At 52.4% G+C, this 18,889-nt stretch carries 18 protein-coding genes; all 18 read left to right on the top strand.

Annotation, left to right across the window (positions count from 1 at the left end):
- The gene (gene dapB / locus AC0YNV_RS09700; RefSeq protein WP_475767857.1) at nt 1–804 is read left to right on the top strand and encodes a 4-hydroxy-tetrahydrodipicolinate reductase; all 804 of its coding nucleotides are present in this window, start codon (nt 1–3) and stop codon (nt 802–804) included.
- Between the two features lie 196 nt (nt 805–1,000).
- Entirely contained in the window at nt 1,001–1,420 is a 420-nt protein-coding gene (locus AC0YNV_RS09695) for a methylglyoxal synthase (protein ID WP_210041363.1), read from the top strand.
- A complete protein-coding gene (gene bshB1 / locus AC0YNV_RS09690; RefSeq protein WP_475767855.1) occupies nt 1,420–2,115 on the top strand; it encodes a bacillithiol biosynthesis deacetylase BshB1 in 696 nt (231 codons plus the stop codon). Before AC0YNV_RS09695 ends, bshB1 begins: the two co-directional genes overlap by 1 nt.
- 85 nt (nt 2,116–2,200) lie before the next feature.
- The gene (gene bshA, locus AC0YNV_RS09685) at nt 2,201–3,361 is read left to right on the top strand and encodes an N-acetyl-alpha-D-glucosaminyl L-malate synthase BshA (RefSeq protein WP_475767853.1); all 1,161 of its coding nucleotides are present in this window, start codon (nt 2,201–2,203) and stop codon (nt 3,359–3,361) included.
- A 2-nt stretch (nt 3,362–3,363) separates the two neighbouring features.
- On the top strand, nt 3,364–4,734 hold the full coding sequence (locus AC0YNV_RS09680; RefSeq protein WP_475767851.1) for a CCA tRNA nucleotidyltransferase: 1,371 nt from the start codon (nt 3,364–3,366) through the stop codon (nt 4,732–4,734).
- 23 nt (nt 4,735–4,757) lie between these two features.
- The gene (locus AC0YNV_RS09675) at nt 4,758–5,738 is read left to right on the top strand and encodes a biotin--[acetyl-CoA-carboxylase] ligase (RefSeq protein ID WP_475767849.1); all 981 of its coding nucleotides are present in this window, start codon (nt 4,758–4,760) and stop codon (nt 5,736–5,738) included.
- Nucleotides 5,739–6,033: 295 nt separating this feature from the next.
- Nucleotides 6,034–6,924: a 3-methyl-2-oxobutanoate hydroxymethyltransferase gene (gene panB / locus AC0YNV_RS09670; RefSeq protein WP_475767847.1), complete on the top strand. Its 891-nt coding sequence runs from the start codon at nt 6,034–6,036 to the stop codon at nt 6,922–6,924.
- The gene (gene panC / locus AC0YNV_RS09665) at nt 6,921–7,802 is read left to right on the top strand and encodes a pantoate--beta-alanine ligase (protein WP_475767845.1); all 882 of its coding nucleotides are present in this window, start codon (nt 6,921–6,923) and stop codon (nt 7,800–7,802) included. The genes panB and panC overlap by 4 nt, the downstream gene beginning before the upstream one ends.
- A 4-nt stretch (nt 7,803–7,806) precedes the next feature.
- Nucleotides 7,807–8,190, top strand: coding sequence for an aspartate 1-decarboxylase (gene panD / locus AC0YNV_RS09660; protein ID WP_475767843.1), 384 nt, complete (start codon nt 7,807–7,809; stop codon nt 8,188–8,190).
- Nucleotides 8,191–8,318: 128 nt separating this feature from the next.
- Entirely contained in the window at nt 8,319–9,077 is a 759-nt protein-coding gene (locus tag AC0YNV_RS09655; RefSeq protein WP_475767841.1) for a tetratricopeptide repeat protein, read from the top strand.
- Nucleotides 9,078–9,103: 26 nt separating this feature from the next.
- Nucleotides 9,104–12,007: an ATP-dependent DNA helicase DinG gene (gene dinG / locus AC0YNV_RS09650; RefSeq protein ID WP_475767839.1), complete on the top strand. Its 2,904-nt coding sequence runs from the start codon at nt 9,104–9,106 to the stop codon at nt 12,005–12,007.
- On the top strand, nt 12,004–12,654 hold the full coding sequence (locus tag AC0YNV_RS09645) for a redox-sensing transcriptional repressor Rex (RefSeq protein ID WP_379114585.1): 651 nt from the start codon (nt 12,004–12,006) through the stop codon (nt 12,652–12,654). The genes dinG and AC0YNV_RS09645 overlap by 4 nt, the downstream gene beginning before the upstream one ends.
- Nucleotides 12,635–13,936, top strand: a complete 1,302-nt coding sequence (locus tag AC0YNV_RS09640) for an amidohydrolase (RefSeq protein ID WP_475767837.1) — start codon at nt 12,635–12,637, stop codon at nt 13,934–13,936. The genes AC0YNV_RS09645 and AC0YNV_RS09640 overlap by 20 nt, the downstream gene beginning before the upstream one ends.
- Before the next feature lie 32 nt (nt 13,937–13,968).
- Nucleotides 13,969–14,454, top strand: coding sequence for a cell wall elongation regulator TseB-like domain-containing protein (locus AC0YNV_RS09635; RefSeq protein ID WP_475767835.1), 486 nt, complete (start codon nt 13,969–13,971; stop codon nt 14,452–14,454).
- 150 nt (nt 14,455–14,604) lie between these two features.
- Nucleotides 14,605–15,141 (top strand): hypothetical protein, encoded by a 537-nt coding sequence (locus AC0YNV_RS09630; RefSeq protein ID WP_475767834.1) that lies wholly within the window; start codon nt 14,605–14,607, stop codon nt 15,139–15,141.
- Complete coding sequence (locus AC0YNV_RS09625) at nt 15,134–16,660, top strand: AAA family ATPase (protein WP_475767832.1); 1,527 nt, start codon at nt 15,134–15,136, stop codon at nt 16,658–16,660. The genes AC0YNV_RS09630 and AC0YNV_RS09625 overlap by 8 nt, the downstream gene beginning before the upstream one ends.
- Before the next feature lie 137 nt (nt 16,661–16,797).
- Nucleotides 16,798–17,664, top strand: coding sequence for a 3-hydroxyacyl-CoA dehydrogenase family protein (locus AC0YNV_RS09620; RefSeq protein WP_475768405.1), 867 nt, complete (start codon nt 16,798–16,800; stop codon nt 17,662–17,664).
- Nucleotides 17,661–18,866 carry an acetate kinase gene (locus tag AC0YNV_RS09615; RefSeq protein WP_379114587.1) on the top strand — a complete coding sequence of 402 codons (1,206 nt, stop codon included), beginning with the start codon at nt 17,661–17,663 and terminating at the stop codon, nt 18,864–18,866. The genes AC0YNV_RS09620 and AC0YNV_RS09615 overlap by 4 nt, the downstream gene beginning before the upstream one ends.
- Nucleotides 18,867–18,889 lie beyond the last annotated feature (23 nt).

Genomic DNA, 18,889 nt, shown 5'->3' with positions numbered 1-18,889 from the left:
ATGACGCAGTTAATCAAAGTAGCCGTAACAGGCGCAAGCGGCCGTATGGGCAGGGAAGTTGTAAAAATGGTGCTTGAGGATGAGCAGCTTGCGTTGGTCGCTGCCGTCGCACCGTCCGCAGGTCCGGTCGATGCCGGAACCCTCGTGGGACTTGGGCCTTGCGGGGTAGTGGTCTCGGCGGATCTGGATACGGCACTGAGAGAATCCGCTGCCGATGTGCTGGTTGATTTCACGGTGCCGCATGCGGCTTATCAGAATACGAGCACTGCTATCGAGTACGGCGTACGACCAATCATTGGGACGACGGGCTTCACGCCGGAACAAATTAAAGAGCTGGATGGGCAATGCCAAAGCCGGGGGATAGGGGGACTCATTGCCCCGAATTTTTCGATTGGCGCCATACTGATGATGAAATTTGCCGCGCAGGCGTCCAAATATCTGCCTCATGTCGAAATTATTGAATACCATGGGGACCAAAAACTCGACGCTCCATCAGGGACGGCGGTCAAAACAGCGGAGCTGATATCCGAGGTGCGCGAGGAGCTGCGCCAGGGCAACCCTCAGGAGAAAGAAACCATTGAGGGCTCGCGCGGCGGCTACTACAACGGGTTCCGCATACATAGCGTACGCCTGCCAGGCGTATTTGCACAGCAAGAGGTTATTTTTGGAGGGTTTGGTCAAACGCTCAAAATTCGTCATGATTCCTATGACAGAGCCGGTTATATGCCGGGCGTGAGTGTTGCGGTTAAGAAAGTCATGACCTATACGGGACTTATATATGGATTTGAGCACATCATGGATTAACAACAACCTTCTTTGGAATATCAGAAAGGTCAGGCTGTGCCTGTACAAATTCTGATATTACAGAGGGAAGAAACTTGCATCGCCCACCGCCGCCAAAGCTGGCGCAGAACCGTTGGTAAGACATATTGCTTGTCAACGGTCCTGCGCATTAGGCGAGAGCCGTTTCTTCTTGAATTGCGAGAGGAGAACGTTCAGGATGAATATCGCGTTTATCGCACACGATAGAAAAAAAGAAGAAATGGTCAATTTCGTCATTGCCTATGAGTATGTATTTAAAGACCATACACTTTACTCCACCGGTACAACCGGAACACGCATTATGGAGCAGACGGGATTATCGATTCATCGTTTTATGTCTGGTCCGCTCGGCGGAGACCAGCAAATTGGGGCGATGGTTGCGCAAAATGAGATGGATTTGATTATTTTTTTGCGCGATCCTCTCATGGCTCAGCCGCATGAGCCCGATATTATCGCACTGCTACGCTTATGCGACGTTCAAGGAATTCCCGTGGCGACCAATATCGCGACAGGAGAATTGCTGGTTCACTCGCTAGAGCGGGGTGAATTCGGATGGCGTGAATTGGTTCACAAATATAAACCTGGAGACCCTATATAATGGAAACCGTAGATATTCTGGCCTTTGGCGCGCATCCGGACGATGTGGAGATCGGGATGGGCGGAACGCTTGCCAAGCACGCGCACGCGGGCATCAAGGTCGCCATCTGCGACTTGACCCGGGCGGAAATGTCCTCTAACGGCACCGTGGAAACGAGGCGGCAGGAAGCTGCCGAGGCATCCGCGGTGCTTGGTCTATCCTCCCGCTCGTGTCTGGGAATTCCCGATCGGGGGATAACCGGCTCACAGGATCAGCTGGAAGCGGTTGTGACAGAAATCCGCCGGCTGCGGCCGCGAATTGTATTTACCCCTTATTGGGTGGATCGTCATCCCGACCATACGGACTGCAGCAGGTTGGTGGAGGCGGCGGTATTCAATGCGAAGCTTCGCAATTACCTGCCGGAGCTGCCGCCCGTTCAGGTGGAGCAATTGTACTTTTATTATATTAATGACAGCAGTGAAGTTTCATTGATTGTGGATATCAGCGAGTTTCAGGAGCAGAAGCAGCAGGCGCTTCGCTGCTACCGTTCCCAATTCGCCCCTCCCGGAGAGGGAGAAGACCGGGTGAGCACACCGCTCACGGACCGCTATACACAGCGGGTGGAAGCACGGGACTTGCTGCTCGGCCAGACACGCGGCTATGCTTACGCCGAGGGCTTTGCAATCAAGACCCCACATCGGGTCACCTTATTTTAAACCAAAGAAGTACTGCAGCCGTTTCTTATTCAAAGTCATATGGTTACATAGATTCAAACATCAGCGTACAGCGGGGGTGTCAAAGGTGGAAAGACGTTTGAAAATCGGAATTACCTGTTATCCGACGTTGGGCGGATCCGGGGTTGTGGCAACGGAGCTTGGCAAATTGCTTGCTGAAAGAGGACATGAAATTCATTTCATTACGCATAGTGTCCCATTCCGGCTTGGCCATTTTCAGAAAAATATTTTTTATCATGAGGTTGAAGTCAACGATTATTATGTTTTCCGTTATCCGCCTTATGACTTGTCTCTGGCCAGCAAAATGGCTCAAGTAGCCAAAATGCAAAATCTGGATCTGCTCCATGTCCATTATGCCGTTCCCCATGCCATTTGCGCTTATTTGGCCAAAGAAATGGTGGGAGAAGGTCTAAAGACCGTTACAACGCTTCACGGCACCGATATTACCGTGCTCGCACAGGATGAATCGCTTAAGGATTTAATCCGCCTGGCTATAAATAAAAGCGATGCCGTCACTGCGGTCTCCAATGATCTTATTCAGGAGACCCGTGATCTGCTGGATATAAATAAACCGATTGATCTGACCTATAATTTTGTCGACAAACGGGTGTATTACCCCCGGGAATGTTCATCGCTGCGCAGTGATTTTGTCGGCAAGAACGAAAAAATTCTCATGCATATATCCAATTTCCGGCCGGTGAAAAGGGTCAGTGATGTGGTGGATATATTTGCAAAGGTCTCGGAGCAAGTCCCCAGCCGTCTGCTGCTGGTGGGAGAAGGACCGGATCTGCCCAAGGTCCAGCATAAAATCCGCAGTCTTGGGCTCGAGAACAAGGTCCATTTTCTTGGCAAGCAGGATGATGTGGCGCATGTGATTTCCATTGCTGATATTATGCTGCTGCCTTCGGAGAAGGAAAGCTTCGGTCTTGTCGCGCTTGAAGCCATGGCGTGCGGTGTGCCTACGATCGGTTCATTTGCAGGGGGAATACCTGAGCTTGTTACACACGGAGAAACCGGGTTTCTCTCCCCGATCGGGGATACAGAAGATATGGCGCACCATGCCATTTCGCTGCTGCAGGATGAAACCATGTACCAGCAGTTCCGCGAAGCATGCCTCCATAGAGCGCGCACCCAATTCTGCAATGATCTGATCACGGCGGAATATGAGCGGATCTATTACCGGGTACTTGGCATTGAAGCCGAAATTCCGGTTCCGGTGTGCGATTAATTGTGAGGAGCATATGGAACGAGTCCCTTACTGCTGCGCTCCCTGTTCTGCAAACCTTGGAATCCCATGGATTTGAAGCTGTATTTGTCGGCGGCTGCGTACGCGACTCGTTGCTTGGGCATCCCTTGAAGGATATTGACATCGCCACGGCAGCAACGCCGGATCAGGTTATGGAGCTGTTTGGCAGGACGATCCCTACCGGGCTTCAACATGGAACGGTCTCCGTGATCCTGAACGATGAGTTGTATGAAGTGACAACCTTCCGGACAGAATCGGATTATGAGGGCTTTCGCAGACCTGCCTCCGTACAGTTCGTCAAGGAGCTGGAAGCGGATTTGCAGAGGCGTGATTTTACAATCAATGCCATGGCTTTGCGTTCAAATGGAGAGCTTGTGGATCCTATGAACGGCATGGAAGATATCAGACGCGGTGTTCTGCGCTGTGTCGGCGATCCCGATAAAAGATTTCAGGAGGATGCGCTGCGATTGATTCGTGCGGTGAGATTTGCTGCAGAATTCAAGCTGCGGATTGCTTTGGGAACCTGGCGGGCAATGAAAAGGCACCGCGGCTTGCTGGTCCATATTGCGATGGAGCGGATTGGCGCAGAATGCGACAAAATGGTTGGCGGTGCGCATCCGGACAAGGCAGGGGCTTGGCTGATATCAAGCGGGCTGATGGATTATACAAAAGCTTCTTTGCCTGCTGCTATGAAGGATCGAAGATGGACTAGAACGCCCGGAGAAATCTTCGCTGATCTTCCACAAATCGTAGATCTTGATGACCGCTGGGCAGCTGTTTGCATATCAATGGCCTTGTCCAGGCAGGACGCGCTGCAGCTGTTCCAGGCCTTCCGATTCTCTGTCAAACGAACGGTGCATTTGTCGTCCGTTATTGTTGTTCAGGCTTCGATGGTTGAAGCAATTGAAGCCTGCCTGCCGCGGGAGGACATAAAGCGGGACGAGCTGGACCGCAAGTGGAAGCTGTTGATTCTGCAGCAGGGCAAGCCTGCATGCAGCGCATGGCTGCGGATTTCTGGAATGCTTCCTATGCTCATAGCAGGAGGAATTGATGGCTCTGAGAAGCGGAATTCTGATACAGCTGACCATTCCGGCAGGACGTTGACAGCCCAAAACGAAGCTCTGCTTATTCATTTGGCCCATGAGCTCTCTGCTCTGCCGGCAGCAGTGCTGTCTGAGCTTGCTGTGGACGGTTCGGAAGTTCTTCAGCGGCTCCGGAAGCCTGCCGGGCCCTGGCTGGGACTGCTGTTAAACAGGCTGCTCCAGGCTGCGGCTTTCGCAGAAGTGGCCAACGAAAAGGAACAGCTGCTGCAATATGCGGAGCGACTATACAGGTCTAATTCACCGGAAGGCTGATCAAACGCCGGCAAGGAGCAGTTATGGATAATCGGATTATTGAGCTATTGGAGCAGCAGGAAGGCCGTTATTTATCCGGCGAAGTGTTGAGCCGGGATTTGAATATAAGCCGCACAGCGGTATGGAAGCATATCAAAAAGCTGGAAGCGATGGGTTATCAGATCGAAGCTTCACGCAGACTGGGGTACCGGCTGCTCGGCAAACCTTCGAAGCTGACGTTGCCTGAACTTCTGGATAAGCTGCGGGATACCTCTTTCGTCCCCTCCATCAAGCTGCTGGATTCAGTGGATTCCACGCAAAACGTTGCACAGCGGCTGGCTGAGGAGGGCGCGCCTGAAGGGACGCTGGTTATTGCAGAGCAGCAAACCAGCGGACGCGGCCGGATGGGACGCAATTGGGTGTCGCCTTCAGGCAAGGGAGTCTGGATGAGCATGGTGCTGCGTCCAGGCATCCCGCTGCAGTTTGCGCCGCAGCTGACACTGCTTGCAGCGGTGGCGCTCTGCCGCGCGCTCAAGTCCATCGCACCGCTGGATATCGGCATCAAGTGGCCCAATGACCTGCTTATTGGAGGCAAGAAAATCAGCGGCATTCTGCTGGAGTCAACAGCGGAGGATGAACGGCTGCGCTATGTGGTGGCTGGAATCGGGATCAGCGTGAATCTGGAGGAAGCGGATTATCCGCAGGAGCTGCTGGAGATTGCTACCTCCCTGCGGATTGTACTCGGCCGGCCAGTAGAGAGATCAGAGGTTATCGCCGCTTTCATTGTGCAATTCGAGCAGCTCTACACGGTCTACCATAAGGAGGGCTTCACGCCGATACGCACGTTGTGGGAAGCGCTCGCCATTACCCTTCATAGGCCGGCCAGATTGACCACGCCCTCAGGCGTTGTCGAAGGAATGCCGATTGGTCTTGACGACCGCGGGGCGCTGCTTGTACAGTGCAGCGATGGTTCGGTAGTTCCCGTATTCTCGGCAGATATAAGCTTCCCGTCCGCGAACCGTTGATGGACGGGAAGACGTTTATTTGCTATACTAAAGGTATTCATCAAAGCTTGATTTCAGGGCGGTATCATTCTTGAAAAGAACCGCACCGATGGAATCAACTCATGGCAATCATAGTGGTTGTTTGATGTCTTTTGCATGGCAGTGCGTACTCTGCTCTGAGCCGTTAGGGACCGAGACAGAAGGAAGCCGCTTGTGGCAATCAAGACGTTCCTTTTTGGATGGGGACCTTTTTAGCGGCAGCTGAAAGGTTTTTTTGCGTTTATAAGCATACTACCAAGAAGGAGGAAGAAAGCTCATGAAACAACCGTTGACTATTACGAAGTTGAAAAAAATGAAGCAAAGCGGCGAGCCAATTTCAGTGCTGACTGCCTATGATTATCCATCCGCCAAGCTGGCCGAGGAAGCCGGCATCGACGTTATTCTCGTCGGCGATTCCCTGGGCAACGTTGTGCTTGGCTACGATACGACAATACCTGTAACACTTGATGATATGGTGTACCATTCCAGGGCGGTGGCCCGCGGTGCGCAGAATACCTTTATTGTAACGGATCTTCCGTTCATGACTTACCGGCTGGGCAGCGAGACGACGCTGCGCAATGCGGCCAGACTGCTGCAGGAAGGCTATGCGCACGCCATCAAAATGGAAGGCGGCGCTGACATCGCCGAGGAGGTTGCCGCCTGCGTACGGGCCGGCATACCGGTTATGGGCCATATCGGTTTGACGCCGCAATCGGTCCATCAGCTCGGAGGCTACAAGGTTCAGGGCAAGCTTCCGAGGGAAGCCCAGCAGCTGATCGATGATGCCAAGGCACTTGAAGCAGCAGGCGCGTTTGCTATTGTGCTGGAGCTTGTAACCGAGCAACTGGCGGAAGCCATCTCGGAAGCTCTGACCATTCCGACCATTGGAATCGGCGCCGGGCGCGGCTGTGACGGGCAGGTGCTGGTCTACCATGATATTCTGCAGTATGCCTCACCCTACCGGGAGAAACGCTTTGTCAAAACTTACGCGGATTTGGGTACGACTGTGCGCAATGCGATCGGAGCGTATGTCGCGGATGTGAAATCCAGGGCATTCCCCCAGCAGGAGCATGTTTTTTTATCGGAGCAGGAGCCGCTTAAGCACTTATACGGAAGTAATTCGTCCAATTCGGAATCAGCCGGGAAGAAGGAGACGAAGTTCCCATGATCGTATCCACAACCCTGAATGAACTATATCAGCAGCTCAAGCAGCGAAGACGCCAGTTTCCTGATGAAAAGATCGGACTTGTGCCCACGATGGGCTTTCTTCATGACGGACATGCAAGCCTGATGAAACGGGCTAAAGAGGAATGCGGCTATGTCGTCTTGTCCGTCTTCGTTAATCCGCTCCAGTTCGGTCCAAATGAGGATTTCGACCGTTACCCCCGCGACCGGGAACGGGATACTGTGATTGCGGAAAACAACGGAATCGATTTATTGTTTATGCCAAGTTTGGAAGAGATGTATCCGAAGAAACCGCTGACCAAGGTTTTGATCAGCGAGGTAACGGAGCGGCTGTGCGGCGCCTCAAGGCCGGGCCATTTTGACGGAGTGGGAACCGTGGTCAGCAAGCTGTTCAATTTGATAAGGCCGGATCGGGCATACTTTGGAATGAAGGATGCGCAGCAGGTGGCGGTTGTGGAGCGGATGGTATTCGACCTGAACATTCCCGTGGAGATTGTCCGCTGCCAAACGCTGCGCGAATCCGACGGGTTGGCCATGAGCTCGCGCAATGTGTTTTTGAATGAGGAGGAGCGTGCCCAGGCTGTCATATTGTTCAAGGCACTGGAGCAGGCAGAGGGCTGGATAGCTGAGCCCGGCATGACGGCTCCCGAGCTAAAAAAGCGCCTAAGCGCTTTTATCGGACAGGAGCCGCTTGCCGAAATCGACTACGCCGAGCTGTTGGAATATCCTGATTTGAGCGAGCCGGGTACGGATATGGAGCTCAAAAATTATCCTCATGCGCTTATTATTGCGCTAGCTGTCAAATTCGGCAAAACCCGGCTGATTGACAATCGTATCGTGGAACCGTATGGAGGTGCTTAAAACAATGTTTAGGACAATGATGAAATCAAAAATACACCGGGCAACCGTCACGGAAGCTAATCTGAATTATGTAGGCAGCATTACCATTGATGAAGATTTGATGGAGCTGTCCGATATTTGGGCCAATGAAAAGGTACAGATCGTCAACAATAATAACGGCGCCCGTCTGGAAACGTATGTGATTCCCGGGCCGCGCGGCTCCGGTGTGATCTGTTTGAACGGAGCAGCGGCCAGACTTGTGCATCCTGGAGATAATGTGATCATTATCTGTTATGCTATGATGAGTGAAGAAGAAGCAAAAACCTACAAACCTAAAGTCGTCATCGTCGATGAGGCCAACCGCCCTGTGCAGACCATGACGGAAGAAATTCACGCCACAATTTTGTAAGCTGTCCAATCCTCGCCGCATGCAATGCCAAGCCTGTGTAACCTCTGGGATGGGGTATGAAAACAGGGGCCGGGGCAAAGAATGAGCATAACAAATTCACGATATCAAGTGAAGGTGGGATGCAGGCGATGATTAAACAGGTGTTTGGAACGCTGCATGAAACGTTGGACGAAATTATGATTCATTATCCTCATGCAAATGCCGCGCAAAAAAAACAATTGGATGAAAAGCTTGCTTTCCTGAAGGAATTCAGCGACTGCTTCATTGAGCATTGGCTGCAGTTTGAAGAGAAAATGGCTGATTTCCGCGAGCTGCAGTCCGCTCAGCTTCAAGCTCCGGCTATGACGGCTGCCACAGCGCCTTCAGAGGAGCTTGCAAGCCTGCAGGAAGCCGAGAAGTACCTTCAGCTGCAGCAGCATCCGTTTGCTCCTTCTGAAGCGGCTGTGTGTCCTGCACAAGATGCGGCCGGAGAGAATGACGAGACAGCGTCTGAGCAGGCGATGACCAGGGGCGAAGGATACTTTAAACTGTTTATGTTCAAAGAAGCTGCCGAGCATTTTACGGAAGCCCTGCATTATTCACCCGAGCATAATGAGGCAAAGCTTTTTCTGGGAATGTCCTTTATGCATCTTCAGGAATGGCACGAGGCCCAGCGGCATTTTCAACTGCTTGTTGAAATAACGGATAATCCCAAATGGCGGGCTCTCGGACTCAATGCGCTGGGATGCATACAGGCTGTCAGGATGAATTTGGAGCAGGCTGAGCGTTATTTTGTAAAAGCGCATGAATCCGATCCCGAATTTCCCGATCCCATCTCCAATATCAAGTCCTGCCAGCAGCATTCGGCCGGCCACTTGTCGTTATATTTCGGGAGCGGGCAGCTTTAGTTTTTGCGAAAGGACGTAATAGCCGGATGAATTATGCGGTACTGGATTTGGAAACGACCGGACATAGTGCCGGCGATGAGATTATACAGGTTGGACTTGTTATTATAGATGAAGCGATGCAAATATCCCGTTCTTATAATTCATTCGTCAAGCCCACCATTGCGATCCCGCCATTTATTACCCAATTAACCGGAATCGATGAATCCATGGTTCAAAATGCGCCATCGGTGGAGGATGTGCTCCTGGAGCTCATTCCTCTGCTGGATGACGCTGTTCTGGTCGCGCATAATGTCGGCTTTGACGCCGGTTTTCTGAGCTCGGCGCTCGACCGCAGCGGCTATATGCCTTTTGCCGGAAGAAGACTGGATACCATCGACTTGCTGCGTGTCCTATATCCGACACTCACCACGTATCAGCTGGGTGCGGTTACGGAATTATTCGGCATTGATCATGATCAGCATCACCGGGCGGACAGCGATGCAATGGCGACGGCTGAGCTGTTCATTGAGTGCTACAAGAAGCTGGAACAGCTTCCGCTTATGACGCTTGAGCGGCTAGTCAGCTTATTTGATGACGATATTGACGATATGGCTTGGTTTATCGGGCAAATGGTAACGATTAAGGAAATGCAGGCTTCCGTTGATCTGGATGCTTATACGTACTTTCGCCAATTTGCCATGAAGGCGGGTGAATGGACGGAGGAGCAGCCTCCACGAAGCGAGGCGGGTGAGGCGGAGTCGGTTCATGACTGGTCGTTCGATGACTTTTTGACGCATATAAAAGATGGAATTCGCGCTCTGAATCCCGGTTACGAGGAGCGGGAGCCCCAGAATATGATGTTTCAGGAAGTGATCGATGCCTTCGAGCACGACCATCATTTGATGATAGAAGCAGGCACAGGCACGGGGAAATCGCTGGGTTATTTGATACCGGCTCTATACTATGGTGTCCAGCAGGGCAAAAAGATAGTCGTCAGCACACATACCATTAATCTTCAGGAACAGCTCCGCCAGCGCGATCTGCCGCTGCTGCAATCCGTTATGCCTTATCCTTTCAGGGCGGCTGTTTTTAAAGGCCGCGGGAATTATCTTTGCCTGCGAAAATATGAAGCCAAGGTGCAAACGCAGGATTTTGCTTCGCGCAATGAAGACAGGATCACGGCGGCTCAGATGGTGGTATGGCTGAGCGAGACGGAGCATGGCGACCAGGAGGAGCTTAATTTCGGCAACAGGGGCAGCGATTTCTGGAGCACGGTATCAAGCGATGCCGACTCCTGCCTTAACCGCAGCTGTCCCTGGTTCAAGCGCTGTTATTACCACCGGGCCAAGCAGGAGGCCAACATCGCGGATGTCGTGATCACGAACCACTCCATGCTGTTTACGGATATCCGCGCCGATCACCGCCTGCTTCCCGGTTACGATCATCTGATTGTGGACGAGGCGCATCATTTGGAGGAAGTGGCGGGCAAGCATCTGGGAACCCAGGTTTCCTATCATACCGTTCAGCATCCCATTGGCCGCTTATGCAAAGATGCGCGTAATGGCCAGCTTATTCAGCTTAGGCACAAGCTGTCCAATGAAGATATGGAACGTACGGCCAAATGGCGGGAGCAAATCGACGAAGTCGTGCCCGTATTTGGGGAACTCCGCGATGAATGGGACCGCTTGTTTGATATGCTGTTCACCTTTCTGGGCTTCGGTGCGGCAGGCGGCAAGCCGGGAAGCGCAATGGCTCAGGAGGCTTCAGGCGAATCCGGCCAGCTGGTACTGCGTCTGCGCAGCAGCCAACTGCCGGGTCAATGGTCGGAAGCACAGGCTGCGGAAGAGGTTGTCCATGGTTATCTGAGCCAAATTATCCGGCCATTGGATAAGCTCTTCACCGAGATCAAAGAGGAGCTGGATGATTCAGGAATTGCCGCGCTTGTTACGGATTTGAGCGGCACGGTCAAGGATCTGGCCAGAGCAAGGGATGATCTTCGCCAGTTTATGAAGGCCGACAAGAAGGAAATGGTTTACTGGATCGAAGCGAATAATAATTATCGGGCCAAGTCCATTCATTTGTACGCCGTGCCTGCCAATGTCAGCGAGCAGCTGCGCAATTATTTTTTTGATTTGAAACGGAGCGTTGTGCTGACCTCGGCGACATTGTCGGTGCAGAAGTCCTTCCAATATGCCTGTGAGCAGCTGGGCCTGAACCAGGATGAACAAAGCGGACGGCTTAAAACGGTTCAGCTGCCATCTCCATTTAATTACCGGGATCAGGCGCTGGTCATCATTCCGCGCAATTTTCCCGTATTGAAGGGAGCGGCGGGTGATCCGCTGTTTAATGAAATGCTGATCAAATCATTGGCCGAAGCCGCTATCCAGACAAAAGGGAGAATGCTGGTTTTGTTTACCTCCTACCGGATGCTGCGCCAGGTCTATGATCCGCTCAAGGAATTGCTGGCTCCAAGCGGAATTCAACTGCTCGGACAGGGAATTGACAGCGGGAACCGCAGCAAGCTTACGCGCAGATTTCAGCAGCAGGCGGCATCGGTGCTGCTGGGAACGAGCAGCTTCTGGGAAGGGGTTGATATTCCCGGCGATGCGCTCACCTGCCTGGCTATTGTGAGGCTGCCTTTTCAACCACCCAATCATCCGCTCGTTGAAGCCAAATCGGAGCTGCTGCAGGAGCAGAAGCAGAATCCATTCATGAAACTGTCCATTCCCCAGGCGGTTATCCGTTTCAAGCAGGGGTTCGGACGGTTGGTCCGCACCAACCGGGACCGGGGGATTGTCCTGATTTATGATACACGGGTCATCGATACGTATTATGGCAAGTATTTTCTTTACTCGCTTCCAGGGCCGAAGATTGAGCATATGCACTTGGAACAGATCGTTCCGCGAATCGGGGAATGGCTGTCCGTAGGTCAAGAAGGGGTGAAGTCATGAAGAAAATATCCGAAGCAGTCGTCCGCAGGCTCCCGGTTTATTTGCAGGTTCTCAGCGATTTGAGCAAGAGGGACGTGCAGACGGTTTCCTCCCAGGAGCTTGGGAACAAACTGGATCTGAATCCGGCCCAAATCCGCAAGGATCTCGCCTACTTCGGTGAATTTGGACGCAAGGGGATCGGTTATGATGTATCCTATCTGATAGAGAAAATCCGCCAAATCCTCAAGCTCGACCAAGGTCTGAATGTCGGACTTGTCGGTGCCGGCAACCTGGGTCGGGCTTTGTGCAATTACAATACGTATTTAAAAGATAATATGAAAATTACCGCTGTTTTTGACGCTAATCCGGCCATGATCGGGGTAGCGATCAACAGTCTGGTCGTCATGCCCATGGATCAGTTGAAGGATATCGTCGTTGCCCGCAATATCCGCATCGGCATCATTACGGTACCTGCTGCAGAAGCGCAGAATGTAGCGGACGGATTTGTGGAAGCCGGTGTGGAGGGCATTTTGAATTTTGCCCCCACGATCCTTCGCGTCCCGGAGCATGTTCGTATCCATTATGCCGATTTTACGACGGAGCTGCTAAGCTTGGCCTATTACCTGGAAAAAGAAGGGGACGAAACGGATGAACCGGTTATGGATTGAGAACGGCACCTTTGTGACAATGAACGAAAAGGCTCCCGTGTTGAAGGGGCATATGGTGGTTGAAAATGACCTCATCACTTATCTGGGCGAACAGCCGCCAAGCCCGCTGCCGGAAGGCGCGCTGCGTATGGACGGAAGCGGCCTCATCTTCATGCCTGGCCTGATAAATACGCATGGTCATGCGGCAATGTCGCTGCTGCGCGGCTACTCGGATGATCAGAATCTCCAGGTATGGCTGGAGCAGAAGATGTGGCCAATGGAGGGCAAGTATATCGATGAGGATACCCGGTGGGGTACTTCCCTTGCCGTGATCGAGATGTTGAAATCCGGCACCACGACCTTTGTGGATATGTACGACCGGATGAATATCGTGGCCGAGGTTGTGGAGCAATCGGGTATCAGAGGGGTGTTGACGCGCGGCGTTATCGGCTTATGCCCGCCGGATGTGCAGACGGCCAAGCTGGAGGAAGCCAAGAGCTTCGCCAGAGACTGGAACGGCAAAGCGGATGGACGAATCACCACTATGATGTCCCCGCATGCACCCTATACTTGTCCTCCCGATTATATTGAACGCATAATAGATGCGGCGCATGAGCTCGATGTCCCGTTACATACCCATATGTCCGAGACGGCTGCAGAGGTGCAGCAGAATGTGAATGAATACGGCTGCCGCCCTGTCGAGCATCTGGATAAGCTCGGATTCTTCTCGCGTCCGTCGTTCGTTGCGCATGCCGTACATTTGACGGATGAGGAAATTTCCCTGCTTGCCGCGAAAAATGTCGGTGTATCGCATAATCCGGCCAGCAATCTGAAGCTTGCTAGCGGTGTAGCACGCGTACCGGAATTGATTCAGGCAGGTGTTACGGTTTCCTTGGGGACCGATAGCGCAGCCAGCAATAATAATCTGGATCTGTTCGACGAAATCCGGTTGGCCGCTTTGATTCATAAAGGCATCTCCGGCGATCCCACCGTTATTCCAGCGTATGAGGCATTGAAGCTGGGAACTGTGAACGGCGCGAAGACCGTATGGCAGGAGAAGGAGCTGGGTACGCTCGAGGTTGGCAAGAAAGCGGATTTTATCGCGCTTGACGCGGAACAGCCGCATTTTTATCCGCAGACCGATATGGTTTCCCATCTGGTGTATGCCGCATCGGGCCGCGATGTGAAGCATGTGTGGATTAATGGCAGGCAGGTGGTTTCCGGCGGTGTTTGTCTGCTCATGGATGAGGCTAAAATACGGGCGGAAGCACAGCAAAGCTTTGAAAGGCTGCTCCATCGGTAATGCGGAGGAACCGTCAACGGCGCCCGTCCGTCATGAGCAAGGGCAAGTGGTTTCTGTCTGGTATCGTAATCGTCATTCTGATCCTTGTCGGATTGAACATGTACTACCGCTCGGTGCAATCCTCGCTCTGGGAGGAAGAACGCAGCATAGAAGCATCGGCGGTAAAGGCTGGTGGGCTTAAGGAAGCGACCGATTCACACAAGTTTGTCTGGGATCAGCCTGTTTGGGTTGTGCAAGGAAAGGATCAGGACGGCGATGACGCTTATGTATGGATGACGAAGGAGCCGCTCAAGCTCAAAGCCAAAGAAGGCGTGTCCGAGTCGGAGATCAAATCCCGTTTTCTGCAAAATAAACCGGCGGCGGAGCTCTATCATATTAAGCTCGGAATGCTGGGTGGAGAGCCGGTTTGGGAAGTGTTTTATTCCAGCAAGGAAGCCTCCGCGCAATATAATTATTATGATTTTTATAAATTCAGAGATGGTTCATTCATCATCACTTACACATTGTCTTCTGGATAAACACCTCGTAACAGGGAATGCAGCCGCAATCGGGCCAAGCATTCCCTGTTTTTTCTCATGCCTATCGGGTTGAAAATATGATATACTATCGTATAGCAAAGATGATAGATACAAATATATCATATCGTTCGGCAAAGGAGGCTTCATGCCATGAAAATTAAATGGATCCCCACTTTAATTACTGCTGTATTATCAGCATGCCTGCTTGTCGGCGGCTGGTATATGTACAGAAATATGGCAACTGTCAAACCATTTGAACAGATTCTATCGCAAATCCCCGGCGTAACGGAAGCAAAGCCGGACATTAATCAAAATAGCGTAACCGTTGAACTGACGCTGGACAAGAATGCCGATGTCAGGGAGGTATACAACAAGATCACCAGTGAAGGGAAATCCGTTATTGGCAGCCGCGAGCTTCGTCTTCAAATTAAGGAGGGCACCAATCAAGACAAATTAAATGATGTATGGTCTTCCATGCTCTTCGGAATTGCCCAGGCGATGGATCACCGCAACTATGCGGATATTCCCCAGACGCTAAAACAGGCGGAGCAGCAGTTCGACGGCATTCAGGCTGCTTCGGAAATGGATAATGAGAATGTATATATCACGTTGAAAGACGGCGATTCCGTGAAGCATGTTGTCCTGCCGAGAGCGCCGGAGCAGTTGGGAGCGTGGCCGAATGCGTAATTATATCAAGGAAATAGCGCTTGGTTTTTTCCCGGTTCTGATTTTATTTTTGCAGTTTATTGTCGGTCTGAATATGATTCCTCTTGTGTTTTTTATGGCTTTGGTCATCGGTTTGTTGTATGTCGCGCGTTCCCGCGGCAATTTGGCAACGATTGGCGGCGAGCGCAAAGGCAAGCCAAGAGCGGCTGCACCCCTTTCTTTTGACGAAATCGGAGGTCAGGAAAGGGCCAAGCAGGAGCTCGTCGAGGCGCTTGATTTTCTCGTGCAGGAAGAGCGGATATCCAAGTTCGGAATTAGACCGCTCAAGGGTATCCTGCTTGCAGGGCCTCCCGGTACAGGCAAAACGCTGCTTGCCAAAGCGGCTGCAACCTACACCGATTCTGTCTATGTTGCAGCTTCGGGCTCCGAATTCGTGGAGATGTATGTGGGTGTCGGCGCCAGCCGGATCCGCGATTTGTTCAAGGAAGCAAGGCAGAAGGCGGCCAAAGCCGATAAGGGAAGCGCAGTTATTTTTATCGACGAGATTGATGTGATCGGCGGCAAACGCGACGGAGGTCAGCATAAGGAATACGACCAGACGCTGAATCAGCTGCTGACGGAGATGGATGGCATTCATACGGCCGACAAGCCGCGTATTCTGTTAATAGGAGCGACGAACCGCAAGGAAACGCTGGACAGCGCCTTGCTTCGTCCCGGACGGTTCGACCGGCATATCACCGTCGATCTGCCCGACAAGAAGGGCCGTGATCATATTCTGCGGATTCATGCCCGCAACAAGCCGCTGCATGACGAAGTGAATCTGGGGAAGATTGCGGAGGAATCGTTTGGTTTCTCCGGCGCCCAGCTCGAGAGTGTTATGAATGAATCGGCGATCTATGCGATGCGCGAGGAGAGCGAAGCTATCTCCCAGCGCCATCTGTCGATGGCGATCGATAAAGTGATGATGGGCGAGAAAACGGACCGCGAGTCGACCAAGGAGGAGCGGGAACGCGTCGCGCTTCATGAGCTTGGGCACGCCATCGCCGCAGAGCTGGTGCGGCCGGGAAGTGTATCACAGGTAGCGCTGTCCCCAAGGGGGCAAGCACTTGGATATGTGCGCCACAATCCGCAGCAGGACCATTACCTCTATACCCAGGAGTTCCTTGAAGGTCAAATTATGATCGCGCTGGGCGGGGCTGCGGCGGAAGAGTTATTCTATGGCGGCCGCAGCACCGGCTCGCGGGGCGACTTTGATCAGGCGATGAGCATTGTCCGGTCGATGGTGGAATCCGGTCTGACTGAGCTTGGCATCATAGACGGGTCCATGATGACGCCTGACCGCTGGGCGACCATTACCCGATCGATACTCGACGAGCAGATGGACAGGATCAAACAGATGCTTGCTGAACATAAGAAGGTTTTCCTGCATTCGCTTGATGTTCTTGTTGCCGAAGAAACGCTGGGCGGGGATCGCTTCCGCTCCCTGCTTCAGAATAACGAAGCTGCATCGGATGAACAGGACCAGATGAGTATGGCCTAAAATTCATATTGAGAAGACGGACTTAGGGTCCGCCTTCTTTTTTTGCGCAAAAACGTTATAATTAAGATGATACCGATTGGCACGCTCACAAATTGCTCCTGAAAAAGAAGCATTGCCGGAGGATGACATAATTGATTATGCGTAAAATAGGTGTTGTAGGCGCCGGTACCATGGGTCAAGGCATTGCCGAAATGCTGGCCTTCCATGGCCTTGAAGTTTATCTGACTGAGCATTCGGAAGAGAAACTGTCGCAGGCGCTGCTTCAGATTGAGCAGAATCTTGATCGTCAAATTGAGAAATGGGCGCTGACCCAGGCGGAGAAGAAGCTGGCGCTGAACCGGATTCATCCTACCGGTGAGCTGGCCGAGCTGGCGGGATGCGAGCTTATCATCGAGACGATCACCGAGGATCTGGAGAGCAAGAAAATGATTTTCGAGCGGCTTGATCAGCTCTGCGGACCTGAGGTTATTTTGGCCAGCAATACGTCAACGCTCAGCTTGACGGAGCTGGCCAGTGTGACCCGATATCAGCAGCGCGTCATAGGCATGCATTTTGTCTATCCGGTCAACCGGACGGATCTGGTGGAAATCGTGCGCGGGTTGAAAACCTCGGATGAAACCTTCATGCAGACCAAAGATTTTGTTGAGCATGTCATTCAAAAGAAGGGCATCATGGTATTCGAATCACCAGGGTTCGTTACCACCAGGCTGATCTGCCTGTTTATCAATGAGGCGCTTCATGTACTGGAAGAAGGCGTCGCCTCGGCCGAAGATATCGACAGCGCCATGAGAATCGGCTATGCCTTCCAGAACGGCCCTTTCGAGATGGCTGACCGCTTCGGCCTTGATGCCGTGCTGGCGGCGCTTGAACGGATGTTTCGCGAATATGGCGAGCTGAAATACCGTCCTTCCATCGTACTCAAGAAAATGGTGCGCGGAGGCCAGCTCGGTGTAAAAAGCGGTGCAGGGTTTTTCAACTATGATAAGGATGGGGTCAGGCAGTGATTATACTTGTTATGAACGCAGGCAGCTCCTCGCTGAAATATCAATTGTACAATATGGTCAATGAAGCGGTGCTTGCTCACGGCAGCGTGGAGCGCATCGGAATGGATTCGTCGATCGTCACCCATGAAACGGCCGGCAAGCCGGAGACGCGGGACGTCAGCGAGATTCTCGATCATAATGCGGCTGTAAGGAAGGTCAGTGAAATGCTGACTCATCCTGAGCATGGGGTGATCCGCTCCCTGGACGAGATCAAAGCCGTAGGCCACCGGGTCGTGCATGGCGGTGAGAGCTTCAAACAATCGACCCTGGTTACGCAGGAGGTCAAGCAGGAAATCCGGCGGCTGTTTGATCTGGCACCCTTACATAATCCGCCAGCCATGATGGGCATTACAGCGGTGGAGACGAATATGCCGCAAGTGGCGCAGGTCGTCGTTTTCGATACCGCTTTTCATCAGACAATGCCGCAGGAAACCTTCCTGTACCCCATCCCTATGGTGCTGTACCGCCGCCATAAGATCCGCCGTTACGGATTTCACGGGACGTCCCATAACTATGTCAGCCAGCAGGCGGCTGTGAAGCTTGGCAAGCCTCTGGAATCCTTGAAAATGATCACCTGCCATATTGGAAACGGAGCCAGCTGCGCCGCTATTATGAATGGACGCTCTTATGATACCAGTATGGGGCTGACGCCGCTTGAAGGCTTGATGATGGGGACGCGCAGCGGAGATCTGGATCCGGCTATTGTGCCGTTTACGATGAATAAGGAAGAGCTGACCTTGAACGAAGTGAATTCCATGCTCAACAAGCATAGCGGACTCCAGGCGATCAGCGGCATCAGCAGCGACATGCGGGAAATCACGGAAGCGATGAATGAAGGCGATAAGCAGGCGAAGCTGGCTTTTGACATGTTTACTTACAGGCTTCGCAAATATATCGGGGCCTATGCGGCGGGGATGAACGGATTGGATGTCCTTGTATTTACTGCAGGGATCGGAGAGAACTCGGTTGCTGTGAGGAAAGCGGTGTGCGATAATCTGACTTTCCTGGGGATTGAGCTCGATGACGGGCGGAATACAGAGCGGAGCAGGGAAGCCCGCTATATATCGGCAGAGAATTCGCGAGTGAGCGTACTCGTTGTTCCCACGAATGAGGAGCTTCTGATCGCACGGGATACCTATCAATTGGCGAAGCCGCTTGCTTGAAAGAGGCCGCTTCCGCTACAAAG

This window comes from Paenibacillus sp. JT31N11 (assembly GCF_056269285.1).
Note: the sequence above shows the minus strand (reverse complement) of the source record. Positions and strands in the feature narration are given on the sequence as shown.

Excerpts from the sequence above, each read along its gene's own strand:
- dapB (WP_475767857.1), top strand. The coding sequence starts at position 1 with ATGACGCAGTTAATCAAAGTAGCCGTAACAGGCGCAAGCGGCCGTATG.
- AC0YNV_RS09695 (WP_210041363.1), top strand. The coding sequence starts at position 1,001 with ATGAATATCGCGTTTATCGCACACGATAGAAAAAAAGAAGAAATGGTC.
- bshB1 (WP_475767855.1), top strand. The coding sequence starts at position 1,420 with ATGGAAACCGTAGATATTCTGGCCTTTGGCGCGCATCCGGACGATGTG.
- AC0YNV_RS09675 (WP_475767849.1), top strand. The coding sequence starts at position 4,758 with ATGGATAATCGGATTATTGAGCTATTGGAGCAGCAGGAAGGCCGTTAT.
- panB (WP_475767847.1), top strand. The coding sequence starts at position 6,034 with ATGAAACAACCGTTGACTATTACGAAGTTGAAAAAAATGAAGCAAAGC.
- panC (WP_475767845.1), top strand. The coding sequence starts at position 6,921 with ATGATCGTATCCACAACCCTGAATGAACTATATCAGCAGCTCAAGCAG.
- panD (WP_475767843.1), top strand. The coding sequence starts at position 7,807 with ATGTTTAGGACAATGATGAAATCAAAAATACACCGGGCAACCGTCACG.
- AC0YNV_RS09655 (WP_475767841.1), top strand. The coding sequence starts at position 8,319 with ATGATTAAACAGGTGTTTGGAACGCTGCATGAAACGTTGGACGAAATT.
- dinG (WP_475767839.1), top strand. The coding sequence starts at position 9,104 with ATGAATTATGCGGTACTGGATTTGGAAACGACCGGACATAGTGCCGGC.
- AC0YNV_RS09645 (WP_379114585.1), top strand. The coding sequence starts at position 12,004 with ATGAAGAAAATATCCGAAGCAGTCGTCCGCAGGCTCCCGGTTTATTTG.
- AC0YNV_RS09640 (WP_475767837.1), top strand. The coding sequence starts at position 12,635 with ATGAACCGGTTATGGATTGAGAACGGCACCTTTGTGACAATGAACGAA.
- AC0YNV_RS09635 (WP_475767835.1), top strand. The coding sequence starts at position 13,969 with ATGAGCAAGGGCAAGTGGTTTCTGTCTGGTATCGTAATCGTCATTCTG.
- AC0YNV_RS09630 (WP_475767834.1), top strand. The coding sequence starts at position 14,605 with ATGAAAATTAAATGGATCCCCACTTTAATTACTGCTGTATTATCAGCA.
- AC0YNV_RS09625 (WP_475767832.1), top strand. The coding sequence starts at position 15,134 with ATGCGTAATTATATCAAGGAAATAGCGCTTGGTTTTTTCCCGGTTCTG.
- AC0YNV_RS09620 (WP_475768405.1), top strand. The coding sequence starts at position 16,798 with ATGCGTAAAATAGGTGTTGTAGGCGCCGGTACCATGGGTCAAGGCATT.